At 57.4% G+C, this 16,398-nt stretch carries 17 protein-coding genes; 5 read left to right on the plus strand and 12 right to left on the minus strand.

Translation table 11 applies throughout. The features are described 5' to 3' along the window. Positions 1–157: 157 nt before the first annotated feature. The 4 genes from HY011_20125 to HY011_20140 are packed head-to-tail and all read left to right on the plus strand — an operon-like array spanning position 158 to position 3,569. The gene (locus tag HY011_20125) at positions 158–739 is read left to right on the plus strand and encodes a sigma-70 family RNA polymerase sigma factor (protein ID MBI3425247.1); all 582 of its coding nucleotides are present in this window, start codon (positions 158–160) and stop codon (positions 737–739) included. Then, positions 729–1,037 (plus strand): hypothetical protein, encoded by a 309-nt coding sequence (locus tag HY011_20130; protein ID MBI3425248.1) that lies wholly within the window; start codon positions 729–731, stop codon positions 1,035–1,037. Before HY011_20125 ends, HY011_20130 begins: the two co-directional genes overlap by 11 nt. Continuing rightward, positions 955–2,451 carry a protein kinase gene (locus tag HY011_20135; GenBank protein ID MBI3425249.1) on the plus strand — a complete coding sequence of 499 codons (1,497 nt, stop codon included), beginning with the start codon at positions 955–957 and terminating at the stop codon, positions 2,449–2,451. Before HY011_20130 ends, HY011_20135 begins: the two co-directional genes overlap by 83 nt. Further along, positions 2,424–3,569, plus strand: a complete 1,146-nt coding sequence (locus HY011_20140; protein MBI3425250.1) for a PD40 domain-containing protein — start codon at positions 2,424–2,426, stop codon at positions 3,567–3,569. Before HY011_20135 ends, HY011_20140 begins: the two co-directional genes overlap by 28 nt. A gap of 39 nt (positions 3,570–3,608) precedes the next feature. On the opposite strand, the gene HY011_20145 is transcribed toward HY011_20140, so the two are convergent. The 11 genes from HY011_20145 to HY011_20195 all read right to left on the minus strand — a co-directional run bounded on the left by HY011_20145 (position 3,609) and on the right by HY011_20195 (position 14,480). Further along, entirely contained in the window at positions 3,609–4,352 is a 744-nt protein-coding gene (locus tag HY011_20145) for a M48 family metalloprotease (protein ID MBI3425251.1), read from the minus strand. Positions 4,353–4,684: 332 nt separating this feature from the next. Next, positions 4,685–5,524 (minus strand): fumarylacetoacetate hydrolase family protein, encoded by an 840-nt coding sequence (locus tag HY011_20150; GenBank protein ID MBI3425252.1) that lies wholly within the window; start codon positions 5,522–5,524, stop codon positions 4,685–4,687. A gap of 99 nt (positions 5,525–5,623) precedes the next feature. After that, a complete protein-coding gene (locus HY011_20155; protein MBI3425253.1) occupies positions 5,624–6,589 on the minus strand; it encodes an ABC transporter permease in 966 nt (321 codons plus the stop codon). A gap of 27 nt (positions 6,590–6,616) precedes the next feature. Continuing rightward, a complete protein-coding gene (locus tag HY011_20160; GenBank protein MBI3425254.1) occupies positions 6,617–8,125 on the minus strand; it encodes a sugar ABC transporter ATP-binding protein in 1,509 nt (502 codons plus the stop codon). Positions 8,126–8,336: 211 nt separating this feature from the next. Then, positions 8,337–9,047, minus strand: coding sequence for a hypothetical protein (locus HY011_20165; protein MBI3425255.1), 711 nt, complete (start codon positions 9,045–9,047; stop codon positions 8,337–8,339). Positions 9,048–9,194: 147 nt separating this feature from the next. Then, the gene (locus tag HY011_20170; protein MBI3425256.1) at positions 9,195–9,497 is read right to left on the minus strand and encodes a hypothetical protein; all 303 of its coding nucleotides are present in this window, start codon (positions 9,495–9,497) and stop codon (positions 9,195–9,197) included. Between the two features lie 83 nt (positions 9,498–9,580). Continuing rightward, a complete protein-coding gene (locus tag HY011_20175) occupies positions 9,581–10,663 on the minus strand; it encodes an ABC transporter permease (protein ID MBI3425257.1) in 1,083 nt (360 codons plus the stop codon). A 40-nt stretch (positions 10,664–10,703) separates the two neighbouring features. After that, complete coding sequence (locus HY011_20180) at positions 10,704–11,684, minus strand: ABC transporter ATP-binding protein (GenBank protein MBI3425258.1); 981 nt, start codon at positions 11,682–11,684, stop codon at positions 10,704–10,706. Between the two features lie 6 nt (positions 11,685–11,690). Further along, complete coding sequence (locus HY011_20185; GenBank protein MBI3425259.1) at positions 11,691–12,410, minus strand: histidine phosphatase family protein; 720 nt, start codon at positions 12,408–12,410, stop codon at positions 11,691–11,693. Between the two features lie 73 nt (positions 12,411–12,483). Beyond that, positions 12,484–13,254: an SDR family oxidoreductase gene (locus HY011_20190; protein ID MBI3425260.1), complete on the minus strand. Its 771-nt coding sequence runs from the start codon at positions 13,252–13,254 to the stop codon at positions 12,484–12,486. After that, entirely contained in the window at positions 13,251–14,480 is a 1,230-nt protein-coding gene (locus tag HY011_20195; GenBank protein ID MBI3425261.1) for an acyl-CoA dehydrogenase family protein, read from the minus strand. The genes HY011_20190 and HY011_20195 overlap by 4 nt, the downstream gene beginning before the upstream one ends. A gap of 183 nt (positions 14,481–14,663) precedes the next feature. Here HY011_20195 and HY011_20200 point away from each other — a divergent pair, with 183 nt between their 5' ends. Then, the gene (locus HY011_20200) at positions 14,664–15,407 is read left to right on the plus strand and encodes a class I SAM-dependent methyltransferase (protein ID MBI3425262.1); all 744 of its coding nucleotides are present in this window, start codon (positions 14,664–14,666) and stop codon (positions 15,405–15,407) included. A 39-nt stretch (positions 15,408–15,446) separates the two neighbouring features. Here the strand turns inward: HY011_20200 and HY011_20205 are convergent, their stop codons facing one another. Continuing rightward, positions 15,447–16,256: a hypothetical protein gene (locus HY011_20205; GenBank protein MBI3425263.1), complete on the minus strand. Its 810-nt coding sequence runs from the start codon at positions 16,254–16,256 to the stop codon at positions 15,447–15,449. Positions 16,257–16,398: the final 142 nt, after the last annotated feature.

The following is a 16,398-nucleotide window of genomic DNA, read 5'->3' on the forward strand; positions in this document are numbered from 1 at the left end:
TTTGTCTTGCTGGATGATTGCCTGATTGGGTGCGCCCATTAAACGCAATCGCTCTGTGAGAGGCAAGGGGCGCGGGCACTTTCTTTGGCTGAACCGGAAACGCGGTTATACTCCGCCCGTCCTTGCCAAGCGGTTTAGCACACAAGGAGAAATGGCGATGACCACAACGTCACCTGAAGTGACCCGGCTTTTGCTGGCCTGGAATAACGGCGAGCAAGCGGCGCTCGACCAACTGTTGCCGCTGGTCAATGCCGAACTGCGGCAGCTTGCCAAACGCTACATGCGCCGCGAAAGCCCCGGTCATACGCTGCAAACGTCGGCGCTGGTCAACGAAGCTTACCTACGGTTGATAGATCAAAAGCAGGTGCAATGGCAGAACCGCGCGCACTTCCTGGGCATCGCCGCGCAGTTGATGCGGCGCATCTTGATTGACCACGCGCGCAAGGCGCATTACGCCAAACGTGGCGGCGGGGCCTTGCGCGTTTCGCTGGATGAAACCGCCGCCGTGACTGAAGCCAAGGCGGCGGAGTTGCTGGCGGTTGACGAGGCGTTAGAGAAGCTGACGGCGATGGACGCGCGCAAAGGCCGCCTCGTCGAGTTGCGTTTTTTCGGCGGGCTGACTGAAGAAGAGACGGCAGAAGTGCTGGGTGTCTCTGTGCCGACGGTGCAGCGCGGATGGAGAGCGGCCAAAGCGTGGTTGCATCGAATGTTGACCGAAGGGGAAAGTCATGAAGCCTGAACGCTGGCAAAAAATAGATCGCATCTTTCAGTCGGCGCTCGAATACACGCCCGCTGAACGCGCAGCTTTCATCAACGAGGCTTGCGGCGGAGATGACTCGTTGCGCCGCGAAGTCGAGTTGCTGCTCTCTGCCGAGGACCAGGCCGGAAGTTTTCTGAACGCTCCGGCGTATGCGGTGGCTGCCGAATTGCTTGTCGAAAACGGAAACCCCTTCATTGCTGGGAAAATCCATCAGCCACTATCGAATCATTTCGCTGTTGGGCAAAGGCGCGATGGGCGAGGTTTATCAAGCGCGTGATACCAAACTTGATCGCACCGTCGCTTTGAAAATCCTCCCCGCTGACCTTGCCACCGATGCCGAACGTCTGCGCCGCTTCGCCAGCGAAGCCAAAGCCGCGAGCGCCTTGAATCATCCGCACGTAGCGACCATTTATGAAATCGGTGAGGCGGAAGGCGTGCGTTTCATTGCGATGGAATACGTCGAAGGTCAGACGCTCGCGGCCAAGATCAACGGCCAGCCACTGGCGGTCAATGAGATCGTGGAGATCGGCAGCCAAATTGCCGACGCGCTGGACGAAGCGCACAACAAGGGCATCACGCACCGCGACATCAAACCAGCGAACGTGATGCTCACACTGCGTGGGCAGGTGAAGGTGCTCGACTTCGGACTAGCCAAGATCGCACGACCAGCATCCATTGATAGCAACATCAGCACGCTCGCCAAAACGCAACCGGGCGCGGTGATGGGCACGGTGCCGTATATGAGTCCTGAGCAAGCGCTGGGGCGTGAGGTAGATCATCGCTCCGACATTTTCAGTCTGGGCGTGGTGTTGTATGAGATGGCGGCGGGACGCTTGCCCTTCGCCGGTTCAAGCACGAGCGACACGCTGGATCGCATTCTGCATTTGCAACCAGATGCGCTGGCGCGCTTCAATTACGACGTGCCCGCCGAGTTGGAACGCATCGTGCGGAAGTGTTTGGAGAAGGAGCGCGAGCGGCGCTATCAGTCGGCGCGGGAGCTATTGGTTGATCTGAAAAATCTCAAGCGGGAGAGTGATGCAATAGCACGTCCGGTGAATCAGGCTGCGGAACTGACGAACAGGCTCAAACCTGCCTGGCAACGCGGACTCCTGGTTTTGGCCGCGCTCGCCCTGTTCGGAGCAGGACTCACTTATTTCATTTTGAGGTCGCCATCCCCATCGAAGGTGACAGCTTACATCCCGATCACGAGTGATGACCTGCAAAAGTTCTGGGCTAATTCGTCATTAGTCACCGACGGCTCGCGCATCTATTTCTCGGAAAGGGTAAGTGGGCAGTTCGCCCTGGCCCAAGTGTCCAGCACAGGGGGCGAGACGGTCAGGATTTCTGCGCCCTTCCGAAACGCTTATGTGCGGGATATTTCTCCGAGCCGGTCGGAGCTTCTCGTTGAGAGCCGCAGTGCAGGTGAAGTTGGAGCGCCGCTTTGGGTGCTGCTTTGGGTGCTGCCGGTGTTGGGTGGAGCCCCGCGCCGCCTGGGCAACGTGTGGGGCCACGCGGCAACCTGGTCGCCGGATGGGCAACAGATTGTTTATGCGCAGGACTCCTCATTGTATCTGGCCAAAAGCGATGGGACGGAATCCCGCCTACTACTGGCAGACCCAATTGGCCGCGCTGGTCGCCTGACGGCACCCGGTTACGTTTTACCGTGGTGGATACCAACAGGGTCAGCTTAACCTCGCTGTGGGAAGTGGCCGCCGATGGCGCCAATCCTCATCCCCTGCAGCCCGGTTGGAGCAACCCGGCTGCCGAATGTTGCGGTAATTGGACGGCGGACGGGCGCTATTTTGTTTTCCAGTCTATCCGTAATGGGGCGACCAATATCTGGGCTATGCGCGAGCAGGCGGGCCTTTTCCGGCGGGCTGGTCAAGAGCCAGTGCAGTTGACCATCGGGCCGCTTAATTACTATGCGCCGGTGCCGAGCCAGGATGGCAAAAAGCTTTTCGTCGTGGGTGAACAGCGGCGCGGTGAAATGGCTCGCCACGATATGAAGACACAGCAGTGGGTCGGCTATCTGTCAGGCATATCGGCCGAGCGCCTGGATTTTTCCCAGGATGGCGAGTGGGTGGCTTACCAGACTTACCCGGAGGGCAGTTTGTGGCGCATGAAGGTGGATGGCAGCGAGCGGCTCCAACTCACCTATCCACCGCTGCAAGCGACTTTACCGCGCTGGTCTCCCGACGGAAAGCAGATTGCTATCACCGCCAATATGCCTAACCAACCCGAGAACATTTATTTGATTTCAGCCGAGGGGGGAAGTCCCCAACAACTGATACCGGATGAGCGCCGCGAAGGTGATGCTAGCTGGTCGCCAGATGGAAACTCACTGGCCTTTTGGGCGGCAGCGATGTCTCTTAAGCCTGCCGGGATATATCTGCTTGAGATCCGAACGCGCCAGGTTTCTCTGCTGCCCGGCTCTGAAGGGTTATACTCTCCCCGCTGGTCGCCGGACGGGCGTTACATCGCTGCCATTCCCAACGGTTTATGGAATAAATTGCTGCTCTTCGATTTGACGACGCAAAAGTGGGCAGAACTCGCCACCCAGAGAGCCAATTGGCCGCATTGGTCGCGGGATGGAAAGTTCTTCTACTTCCCCAGCATTCGCGAAAATGATCCGGCTGTGTGTCGAATCAGGATTGGCGACCGGAAGATCGAGTGGGTGGCCAGCCTGAAGGGTTTGCGGATAGCAGCAGCCTCTGGGATTTGGATTGGCTGGGCCCCGGATGATTCGCCGCTGGTGCTGCGTGACGTGGGCACACAGGACATTTACGCGCTCGACTGGCAGACGCCGTAACCAATCCCGATCCCCCTTCACAAACGCTCAGGCGGAATCTCAATCAAGCCGCTGGCACAAAAACTTATTCAGCTTTTTGCGCGCGTCCAGTGAAGGATGCGTTTCGGATTCTTTATTCGTCGCGCTGCCTTTGATGCTGCCAATGATCGTCATGCGTTCCAGGATGCGACCATAGCTTGCCGGGTCATCGCCAATCTCTTTCAATGTAAAAGCCGCTACCACATCGCAGAACAGCTCGCATTCGCGCATCAGCTTCCCGTCGCTCGCCTCGTGTGCCTGACTGCGTTCATTCCAGACGTACTCGTGCGCCAGTTCGTGCGCGACGATGCCGTGTATCTCTTCATCACTGGCGCTGATCATCAGGCGATTCGTGATGATGATGACCGTGCGTTCGACCAGATAGGCTTTCGGCTGATCTGACCACAGCACAAAAATCGGCATCTGGCTGCGCCCGTGATAAGCGAGCACCGGTTGCAAGGCGGCTTTGAGTTGGTCAACGCGCTTGCTGTTGGCGACGGACAGGTTCTGCGCTTTGACAAGCTGACTGACGTGAGCGGCATCGGCCAAATACGCCTGTGGACGCAGCTGCGCCAAACGTTCACGAATTACGGCGGGTGAAAGATCGCCGAGACGCGCTACAGCGTTGGCGGCTTCGGCTCCCTCCGGCAACTCTGCTCGCTTGTTGTTGGTGACGTTGGAGGCAACGTTGGTCAGCGGTTGTGCGGCAATGGTAATCGTTGCGGCAAGGATGAAAGCGGCGGCGAACGTGATGGGCTTGCACATGCGGCTCCTCTCGCTGCGCCGTCACCGCGTAAGCTGGACACACTTCGGCCAGAGGCTGTGCCAATCAGCCTTGCGACGGAGACGGCGCGCGTTGGTTGGGAAAAGTTGCGAGGCAGCCTCGGATGGCGCTTGTCATCTGCTGCCTTCACCGCCTAACGCGAGAGCTGCGGGAAAACCCCATCACGATTTCAGAAGTTTTTTTGCGAAGCCGCTAAGAGTTGGCGAAAGGGATTCGCCGCTCGGCTGGGAAACAGGAGCGGATAAAATAATAGCCCCGCCGCAGCTTTGTTGGGCTGCGGCGGGGCCAGCGATTGAGTCGGGTGTGACGGGCGCTATTCTTTGACGAACGGATTGCGCAAGGTCTCCAGCCCTTCGATGACGACTTCAAACACATCGCCGTCTTTCAACAACACCGGCGGAGTGCGGAAGATGCCGACGCCTTCGGGCGTGCCGGTCGCAATCACATCGCCCGGTTCCAGCGTGATGGCCTGGGTGATGTAGTGAATCAAATAGGCCACACCAAAGATCATCTTGTTGGTGTTGGAGGATTGCATCACTTCGCCATTGAGGATGCCTTCGATTTTCAACGCCTGCGGATCAGCGATTTCATCGCGCGTCGTGATGAAAGGGCCGATGGGGCAGAAGCCGTCGAGGCCCTTGCCGCGCACCCATTGGCCGTCGCTGAATTGCAGATCGCGGGCACTGACATCATCCAGACAGCAGTAACCGAAGACGTAATCCAACGCTTCTTCCTGTTTTACCTTTTGCGCGCGGCGACCGATGACGACAGCGAGTTCGGCTTCGTAATCAATCTTTTCGCTGATGGCGTGCAGCGTGACCGGCGCGTTGTGCGCGGTGATCGAATTGGTGAACTTGGTGAAGATCAATGGTGAGGCAGGCGGTTCGCTGCCGCCCTCGACCGCATGATCGTGATAGTTGCGGCCAATCGCAATCACCTTGCCCGGGTTGACGGCGGGCAGATATTCAACCGCGTCGAGCGCATAAGCGGCTTTGGGCGTGACGCTGTTGGCAGCTTGCACGGCGGCAGAACCCTTGTTGATGAAGTCGAGCATGGTGGCGGCGACTTCGGTGATGTCCACGATGACGCCATTTTCGAGCTTGCCCAAGCGGGCTTCGTCGGAAGTTTTGGTTTTGAATTGTGCGAGTTTCATTCGTTGTTCCTTAGCAAAGTTAGATAAGTAGCAACCAGTTCTGCGACCGGTAAGGAGCACGATCTCACGGTGACACTCCCTACCATTCGCAGCACTGATTTAGGCTTCGGCGCTCTCGAACTTGCGCCGTTGGAATTCGTCGAACGTCACGGCCAGCACGATGACTGCGCCGATGATGATCTTTTGGATGAATGGCGAAATTTGCAGCAGGTTTCCGCCGTTGGCCAGCACGCCCATAATCAGCGAGCCGATGATCGTGCCGACCGCCGTGCCTTGGCCGCCGTTCAAGCTGCCACCGCCAATGACGACGGCGGCGATGACATTGAGTTCGTAACCCTCACCGCCATTCGGTTGCCCGGTAACCAAGCGTGAAGTTTCGATGGCTCCGGCGAACCCAGAGAGCCCCCCCAAAATCACGTAGTACAAAACCTGATAGCGCGAGACTTGAATTCCGGCATAACGCGCTGCTTCGATGTTGCTGCCCATCGCGTAACAATAGCGGCCAAGCTGCGTGCTGCTCAGTGCGAAATGCACGATCAGCGCGACAACGATCACAATCAGCAAGGGCAGCGGCACCACGCCAAACAGATTGCGTTCGGCCAGCAAGCCGAAGCTTGAGGGCAGGCCGACGACTGCGTTGCCGTCGCAAAGATACAGCGCCAAACCACGATAGATGCCCATTGCGCCTAAGGTCACGATAAAGGCCGGGATCTTCAATCCGGCGACGGCGGTGCCATTTAGCATGCCGCAGACGGCTCCCACGATGACACAGATCAAAATCCCGGCGACTGACGGCGCGCCGTGCGTCATGGCCAGCGCGCCGATGACGCCGGACAACCCGACGATAGAGCCCACCGAAAGGTCAATCGCGCCCGACACCATCACCATCGTCATGCCCATCGCCATGATCGTGATGACGGCAGTCTGGCGGGCGATGGCCGCGAGGTTCGCCGATGAGTAAAAGACGGGGTTTTTATCGAGCAGCCAGTATTCGCCCGTAGGTATCAACACACAGAGCGCGAGCAAGCTGATGAAGGGGAGAAAGCGTTTGAGCCAGTCAGACATATTGATTGCGGATTGCGGATTGCGGATTTATTCCTCAAGCGCCGCGTATTTTAGAATTTCTTCTTGGCTAGTTTGTTGCGCGTTGAGTTCGGCTACCAGTTTGCCGCGCCGCATCACCAGAATGCGATCCGCCATGCCCAGTAGTTCGGGTAGATCAGAAGAGACCATCACGACACACGCGCCTGCTTCGGCCAGTTCATTGATCTCGCGATAAATCTCAGTGCGCGCCGCAACGTCTACGCCGCGCGTCGGCTCATCCAGCATGAATACCTTGGATTCGGCGAAAAGCCAGCGTGCCAGCAGCGATTTCTGCTGATTACCGCCGCTCAGCCGCCCCACCAGTTTGCCAGGCGTAGGCGGTTTGATGCCTAACTTTTGAATGTATTGGCGAGCGGCTTCAGTTTCGCGTCGGCGTTGCAATCGTCCGCCTTTCACCAGCGCGCGCACGTTGGCAAGTGTGATGTTGGTGGACATGGGCAAATTCAGGCAGAGTCCCGTGCGTTTGCGGTCTTCGGTCAACAGGCTCATGCCGCGTTTGATGGCGGCGTTTGGTTGCGTGGCGATGAAAGAGGCGCCGTTGATTTCCACTGCGCCACTGGTTGCCGGATGTGCGCCGAAGATGGCTTCGAGCATTTCGGTTCGGCCCGCGCCAGCCAAGCCAGCGATGCCTACGACCTCACCCGCGCGCGCTTCAAAACTGGCGTTTTCAAATTTCGGCGGATGCGAGAGTTCACGCACGCGCAATTTGACTTCGCCCAGGGTGGCGTGGCGTGGCGGAAAGATTTCTTTCAACTCACGGCCTGCCATTTGGCGGATCATTTCGTCGGTCGTGATTTCGCCCCATACACCATTGTAGACGGCGCGGCCATCGCGCAGAATCGTCAGTTGGTCAGCGATTTCGTCTAACTCTTCCAGCCGGTGCGAGATGTAAATGACGGCCAAGCCGCGCTGTTTCAGATTGCGAATAAGGCGGAATAGCTCTTCAACTTCGTGATTGGTGAGCGAAGAAGTCGGCTCGTCCATCACGATGACTCGCTTGGCTTCGACGATGGCGCGCGTGATTTCGACCAGTTGCCGGGCGGCGGCACTAAGGCGGCCCACACGCGCTTGCGGGTCAAGTTTGAAACCGTATTCATTCAGCAATTGCCGGGCGCGATCATTCAGTGCCCGTTGGTTGATGAGGCCCAGCGCTCGCAGCTTCAGAGGTTCCCGACCCAGGAAGATGTTTTCGGCAACGGTCAGATGCGGAGCGAGCGAGAGTTCCTGGTAAATCATCGCAATGCCTGCGGCAAGAGCATCAGCAGGACGCGCGAACTGAATAGGCTGGCCATCCAGTGAAATCTCGCCGCCATCAGGCTGATGCACGCCCGCCAAGATTTTCATCAAAGTGGATTTGCCCGCGCCATTCTCGCCGACGAGCGCTAATACTTCACCCGCGCGCGCCGTTAGGTTGACGTCGGCGAGCACTTGGTTGCCGGAAAAAGCTTTGCCGATACCGCGCATTTCCAGCACGGGCACCGTTGCTGTATTTGCCATCTATTGGGTAGGGAAAACGATGAAGCTTGAATCAATTACGACGGTTTTCTATCACAAGGCCGCGGGGTATGTCCATTCATCAGACCACAGACCACAGACTTCAGACCAAAGACATCAGACATCACACATCAGGTTTTTGGGATTGCCGAGAGAGCAAAGCCAGAAGCTTGATGTCTGATGTCTTTGGTCTGAAGTCTGTGGTCTGATGGAGCTACTGTCGTTCGTTGCGTGGCGCTTCGCGGGCAGTTTCAAGCGCGGGCAGGCTGACGGGGCGTTCAAAGCGCACGCGCAGGACGGTGCCAGGCGCGAGTTTGATGTCGTTGCCTTTGCTCATCAGCACGCCGCCCAGCGCGCCGACACCGGCGCCACCCAAGACGCCGCCCAGCCCGCCGATGGCCCCGCCAATGGCCCCGCCAATGCCGCCCATTGTGCCGGCGTTGCGGCCCGTGCGACCGCCGCTGTGACCGCCGCCGACTTTGCCCTCTTCATCTTTCGATTTGTACTTTTCGTCGTTGGCGTAATCGTCAATGGCGGTGACGATGGTCGAGACTTTTTCGACGCCGTAAGACATGCGCATCTGCTCGAAGGTGATGGTAATGGTCGCCTGGCGTTGCGGGCGTTTGGCGGCTTGCACCTGTGTGACGCGCCCGATGAACTCAGTGCCGCGCGGGATGGCGACACGGCCATCGCTGGAACGCACGCTTTCGTAAAGCACACCGATGACTTCGTCGCCGACTTCACTAATCTTGGAACTGAGTTGCGATTGCAGCGAAATGCGCGCGGTTGTGCCTTCACTGATGGTGATGTTGTGGGTTGTATTGGCCTCGTCGCTTTTGGTTTCCGGTGTCGTTTGAGCGCGCGCGACACCGCTCAAGCTGAGTAACATCCCGGTCACCAGCGCACATAGGAATTGACGATTCATTATTACCTCCAAACGCTAAATCAATGGTTCATCTTGCTGCAGGAAAAGGGTTGCGCGAAGTATAGCACACGCCGCTTTGAACGCCGCCGCGACAATGTTTTGCGCGTCTGTTGCAGGGTTTTGCGTTAAGTTTCGCCAAGGAGCCGCTTATTTGCGCCGCCGAATGTCGCCGCGCATGACTTCGCCGATGTCTGTGTCGCGCGTGCGCTCGCGATGGTGATTGGCTTCTTCAAGTTCACTGGCGCCGGTGGCCCGGCGTAACAGCCGCAACGCTCCGTCGCGCGCTTTTTTGACCTCGCGCCGCCCGTCTTCAAATTGAATCTCGAGGGCTTGGCCGCCTTCCAGCACGCGCAGCACTTCGCCGTAAGCCATGCCATTGCCAAAGGCGTAGGAGATTTCATCGCCCACGCCGAACGTGATTGTCTTTGCTTTATTCGATGCAACCATCATTTACTCCTGAGATAAGTCCTGAAGTTGAGAGCAACCGACGGAGCAGCTAGACGTAACTGCCGTCATTCACTTGATAACATTTTTCATTGCCAACGGAAAATGCGCAGCGCGATGGCAAAGGTCACCATCGCCCAAGCAGCCAGGATGCCAATTTCCAAAGTGGTTGCCGAAAGCGGCGCTCCCTCGTTCATGACAGCGCGCAACGAGTCATTCATGGCCGTCAAGGGCAGCGCTTTGATAAACGGCTGGGCGAAATCCGGAAAGCGCGTAGCTGAAAAGAAGGTGCCGGACAAAATCCACATCGGCAGAATCACCAGATTCATCAATCCGCCCGCCGCCTCTAGCGTTTTGGTGCGCGCGGCAACTAATAATCCCAAACCAGCAGAGGTCAGTGAACCGAGCACCGCGAGCAAGCCGAAGGTCAGCCAGGAACCGTGCATGCGGACGCCAAAAACCAAGTAAGCAAAGCCCAGCAGCACGATGAGTTCAGGCCCTAAGAAAAGCAAGCGCGAGAGCATGAATGACAACAAGTATTGCCAGCGTCGCATCGGCGTGGCCGACAATTGCTTGAGCAATTTTTCGGTACGCGCCAGCACGATGGCAAACCCGAAACCCCAGAGGCCGCTGCTCAGCAAATTCATGCCAATCAAGCCGGGCACCAGAAAATCAATGTAACGCGCGCCCGGTTCAGTGAAGGTCGCCTCTTTGACGCTGGCGACATCGGCGCGTCCGGCGGCGCGTTGCAGCACATCGTTGACCAACAAACGAGTGCTGCGGCTTTCGGGGCGTGTCGGGTCGAATTGATATTCAAAGGCTGTTTCGGAACTCGCGCGCACAATGAGTGCGACCTTACCGCTGCGTAAGGCTTGATGCGCGGCTGCCGGTGACATCAACACGCCATCCAATTCGGGCGCCCGTGAGAGCGTGGCGGCGAGATTGGGGGCATTGGGCGCCGCGTTTTCCACCGCCACGCGCGTTTTGGTCGGCGCGGTGTTGCGAAAGGCGATGCCCAAGGCGCAGGCCATCAGGATGGGGAAGACGAACGTCCAGAAGAGCGCTTCGGGCGTGCGCACAAGTTCCCGCAGCCGCATCAGCGTTAATTCAGACAGCGATTGCCAGGCCGCTGTTGGTTGGTTTTGCTCAGACGAATTTGCCGCGTTGCTCATAGGTGGTCGTATTCAAAGGAAAGGACAGTGTGGATGCCGCTTATTCTTCACGCAACTGTCTGCCGGTCAGGTTGACGAAGACATCTTCGAGCGTCGCCTGATGCGTGGTGAGTTGATTGAGTGTGACTTGCTGCCGGCTGAGTTCCGCCAACAGGGCCGGCAGCGCTACGCCAATGTCAGAAACGCTCAGCGCATAGCTTTGCTTTTGCTCACGGGGCTTTTGCTCACGGGGTTTTTGCTCACGTGTACCGCTAATGCCGGGTAACTGGGCCAGCGGAGTGGCGTCGAAATGATCTTCCGCGCCCGTGATCGTGAATTCGATAATCTGATCCGCGCCCAACGAGGCAATCAATTCGGCGGGCGTGCCCAACGCGATGACGCGCCCGTGATCCATGATCGCCAAGCGATCACACAAACGCGCGGCCTCTTCCATGTAATGCGTCGTGATTAACACCGTCCCGCCTTCAGCGCGAAAGCGTTCGACCACTTCCCACATTTGCAAGCGCGCCTGCGGGTCAAGCCCGGTGGTTGGTTCGTCGAGAAACAGGATGTCTGGCGCGCTGACCAGGGCGCAGGCGACGGCTAGGCGCTGGCGTTGGCCGCCGGAAAGTTTGGCGACGCGCGCGTGGCGTTTTTCTTCCAGCGAGACCAGACTGATGACGTGATCGAGCGTATGGCCGTGCCGGTAAAAGCTGCGGAAGAGCCGGATAGTTTCTTCGACGCTGAGTTTGTCGGGCAGCTTGGTTTGTTGCAACTGCACACCGATGCGTTCGCGGATGGCGCGTTCGTCGTGACCGCCCCAATGCAAGCCGAGCAATTCGGCAGTGCCGCTATCCGCCTGGTTCAACCCTTCCAGGATTTCGACCGTCGTCGTTTTGCCCGCGCCGTTCGGGCCTAAGAGGCCGAAGCATTCGCCGACGTACACAGCCAGATCGAGGCCGTTGAGGGCCGTGACATCGTTGTATTTTTTGACCAGGGCGCTGCAACGAAGCGCCAGCCGCGCATTTTCACTTGGCATCATGATGGTTCAACGGTAGGTGATTAACGCCGGATCGTCCAGGTGCGGCAGGGCATTGAATGAATCGAAGGCGAGCCGGTCGCGGCTAAACGTGAATTCGGTCAGAGAGCAGTTGCGCACGCGCCAATTGATTTCCAGGGCTTTTGCTTCCGGTGCATGCAAAGCGGTTTGCACCGCGAGGCCAATGACACCGCCCGAAGTGAAAACGGCGATGCGGCGGCCACTGCCTTCTTTTGACATAATCTGTTTGAGCGCGCCACGCACACGTTCGCGAAATGACGCCCAATGTTCGACGCCCTCAGCTTCAAACTCGCCCTTTAGCCAGCAAGTGGTGGCGGCTTCAAACATCTTTTGGAAGTAACGATTGCGCTCGGGGCTGTGGCGATGTTGCTGGAAGGCTTCCAGTAAGACGCGGAATTGCGCGTCACGTTCAGCCAGGGCCGGCGCGAACTGTTGCCACAAGCCGCTGGCATCGTATTCATTCAACGCCGGCAGGCTCTGCAACGCGGGCCATGCGCGTCCGTCGGCGGCAAAGCCTGCGCCAATGATTTCAGCCGTGCGGCGCTGTCGCACCAACGTGCCGCAATAGGCTTCGTCAAAACCAACGTTGTGCCGCAGCCAATATGCGCCGAGCGCACGCGCCTGCTGTTCGCCAATTTCAGTCAACCGGTCAGAGTCTTGTTCAAAGGCGCGCGCTTGGCCGTGACGGATGAGTGTGAGTTGTCCCATAGCTTGAATGCGGAATGCGGAATGCGGAATGCGGAGCCGCGGGAACTTTCATTCCGCATTCCGCACTCCGCATTCAGGAAAGATTTGCTTGGAGCTTGCGCATCCCGCGCAACCAGCGGTCGTAATCGCCCGCTTTGCGTTTGATGTACTCGGCTACTTCAGGATGTGGCAGAATCAGAAACTGTTCGGAGGCGAGTCCCTGCACAACAACTTCAGCGAGAGCCGCCGGTTCTATCGCTGATTCGCGCAGGAAATTGGTGATGCCGTGGAATTCATCGCCTTCCAACATGCGTGTGCGCACGCCTTGCGGGCACAGGCACGAAACCTTGATCCCACGGTCGCCATACGTGATCGCCAGCCATTCGGCGAATGAAACCGCCGCGTGTTTGGTAACGGCATAAGGAGCCGCGCCAATTTGCGAGAGGAGGCCCGCCGCCGAGGCCGTGTTGAGCAGATAGCCTGCACCGCGTTCCAGCATCTGCGGCAGCACGGCGCGCGCGGCGTAAACGTGTGCCATCAGGTTGATTTCCCAAATCTGCTGCCAGGCTTCATTCGAGGCTTCAATGCCGCCGGGCGGGCCGCCGATGCCAGCGTTGGAACAGAAGAGATCAATCGGACCATAGGCGGCATTGGCCTGTTGCACGAGGTTGATGAGATCGGATTCTTTGCCGACATCCGTGCCCACGGCCAGCGCGCCAATTTCCGCCGCCAGCGTTTGCGCCTTTTCGGCTTCAAGATCGGCAACGACCACGCGCGCGCCTTCTTGGGCAAAGCGGCGACAGAGCGCGGCGCCAATGCCATTGGCGCCGCCGGTGACAACCGCGACTTTATCTTTCAGGTTCATTCGTATTTCCTCAATTCAATTTTGGCAATCGCTTCGCGATGCACTTCGTCAGGGCCGTCCGCGAGCCTGAGTGTGCGCGAGTTGGCCCAAGCACCCGCCAAATTGAAATCGCCACTGACGCCGCCGCCGCCATGCGCCTGGATGGCGCGGTCAATGACCTTCAGTGCCACGTTGGGGGCGAGCACTTTGATCATAGCAATCTCAGCCGCCGCGACTTTGTTGCCCACCGTGTCCATCATATAGGCCGCTTTCAAGGTCAGCAGGCGAGCCTGTTCAATCTCGATGCGCGAGGTGGCGATGTCGGCGCGAATGGTGCCTTGTTCGGCGAGCGTTTTGCCGAAGGCGACCCGCTGTTTGACGCGCTTGCACATGGATTCGAGCGCGCGCTCGGCCACGCCAATCAGGCGCATACAATGATGAATGCGGCCAGGGCCTAGACGCCCCTGCGCGATTTCAAAGCCGCGCCCTTCGCCGAGCAGCAAGTAGGAAGCTGGCACGCGCACATTTTCAAAAAGCGTTTCAGCATGGCCATGTGGTGCGTGATCATAGCCGAAGACGGAAAGCATACGTTTGATCGTGACGCCGGGCGCATCCATCGGCACCAGGATCATGGATTGCTGTTTATGGCGCGGCGCTGAAGGATCGGTTTTGCCCATAAAGATGGCGATCTTGCAACGCGGATCACCCGCGCCCGAAGTCCACCACTTGCGGCCATTGATGACGTAATGATCGCCATCCCGCACAATGCTGGACTGGATGTTGGTGGCATCGGATGAGGCGACCTCGGGTTCGGTCATCGCGAAACATGAACGAATCTCGCCCTCAAGCAGCGGCGTCAGCCATTGGCGCTTTTGCTCTTCGGTGCCGTAACGCGCCAGCACTTCCATATTGCCCGTGTCGGGAGCGGAGCAGTTAAAAACCTCGGCGGCCATCGGCGAGCGGCCCATGATTTCGCACAGGGGAGCGTATTCCAGGTTGGTCAACCCGCCGCCGTACTTGCCCGCAGGGTCGGATTCGTGTGGTAAGAAAAGATTCCAGAGGCCTTCCGCGTGGGCTTTCGGTTTCAGATCTTCGATGATTTGGACAGGCGACCAGCGCTTGCCCAGGCGGGTGTTTTCTTCGATCTGTTCGGCGAAAAGATTTTCATTGGGGTAGATATACTCATCCATGAAAGCGTTGAGCTTCTGTTGCAGGTATTTGACCTTCTCGGAATACTCGAAATGCATAGCCGGGTTCCTTTCGGGTTGACCACTGGGTTTGACCACCAAGTATGAATTGATGACGTAGATTTTTGGATATTGCTTTGAGCGTGGGGCGAGTGTAACTGAATCGCTCTGACGCGCCAAGCAAACCAATTGAAGCGAACGTATCTTTTCTTTCTTGAGCGGTTGCGCCTATATTGATGCGCTATGCCGACGCACAACATCTATTCCGATTACGACAGCTTTGCCTGGTTTTACAATCGTTACTGGGGCGAAGAGTTCAGCCGTCCGGCCTTGGTGATCTTCAACATACTGCTGTTCCCACACTTGCCATCAGGCTGCCGCGTGCTGGATTTGTGTTGCGGGACGGGGCAATTGGCTGCCGGTTTGTGCGAGCGAGGTTATCAAGTGACGGGCCTGGATGGTTCGACGGCAATGTTGGAACTGGCGCGCCAGAATGCTCCGGCAGCCGAATTTGTGCACGCCGATGCGCGGTCTTTTAGACTGCCAAGGCGCTTTCAAGCTGTGCTCTCAGCCTTTGATAGTTTGAACCATCTGATGGAATTCCAGGAATTGGTGCAGGTCTTCCGTAACGTTCACCAAGCCCTGGGTGAAGACGGCGTCTTTCTCTTCGATTTGAATATGGAAGACGAATCTGAACTTTTTGGTCAAACACTGGATATGGTGAGCGACGATCATGTCTGTTTGGTACGCGGAATCTATGACGCTGAAACGAAATTGAAGCGGTATGAAGTCACAATGTTCAGATTGCTGGCGGGGTTATGGCAACGGAGTGATGTGACGTTACACCAACGATACTATGCTGAAACAGAAGTGCTGGCGGCGTTGGCGGAAGCAGGCTTTCGGCACGTCAAAACTTATGATGCGCGGCGCGAATTTGGAATGACGCTGAGTGATGGGCGGATGTTCTATCTGGCACGGAAGGAATGAGCGGAGCAAGCTGAGCGCTCTTACTCCGCTCAGGCTGGCTCATTTATTGAACACCTTTACTTTTGCGATAAAAGAGCCGTTGTTGTCTTTGAGATTGCCCTCGTTGACGCTGAGAAATAGCACGCCGCTGTGGGTGGCCGTAAATTCTCCATTCGTGCCGAGGAAGACAAAGTCATCGTTATCATCCCCGACGACCGCGATTAGCGCCCCAGTCGGACGGTTGAGCATCAGTTTACGACTGTCATTGAGCGCGATGCCATTCGGAGTGGCCCGCTGATTATTTCCCAGATCAACTTCACCGGAAGCATTCACCACGACACGTTGCCCGCGCTGCACTCTGACCTCAGTGCTCGTCCAGTCCGCCGCCGCCGCGATACTGATTGTTTTATCCGCCAGTAAGCCGGCTGTTTCGCCAAGCGCTGCGGTGTTGATCTCACCAGTATTCGTGACAGGCGGTTTGGCTATTGCGACAGGTTCTTTCGCTTCCGGATCCGGGCGCACGATCGGTTGCTGGACGGGCTGCGATTCATACCGCGGTTTTTCACTGCGACTGGATGGGCCTTCGGGATTGCCAGGATTCGTCATCGCACGCGGCGCGCCAATATCGCTGGCGTCGAATTCAACACTCTCTATCTCATCTACGGGAATGACATGCTGAGAAGAAGATGATCCGACGTAAATGGTGATGGTGAATTTGCGTTGGCTATAGCCGGTAACTTTGCCCTTATAGACACTGCCATCCTTCATTTTGATTGTGTCAGCGTAAGCAACCGTTGTTAGCAGAACCAATAAGGTGGCACAAAAACTCAGCCAAAAACAGAGACGGAATGGGGTTCTTTTATTATTCACTCTTGCCTCCAACTGGAGAAATGGATTAACAGGTATTCAAGTTGTTTGGGGGGAAACGGCGGGCAGCTTAGCATAAATCCTTTAGTAATTGCAGCCATTGCCCCTGGCTATCCGGTGAACATGGTTTGGGAAAAAGTTGTAG

This window comes from Acidobacteriota bacterium (genome assembly GCA_016196035.1).
In the GTDB taxonomy this organism is placed as follows: Bacteria; Acidobacteriota; Blastocatellia; order RBC074; family RBC074; genus JACPYM01.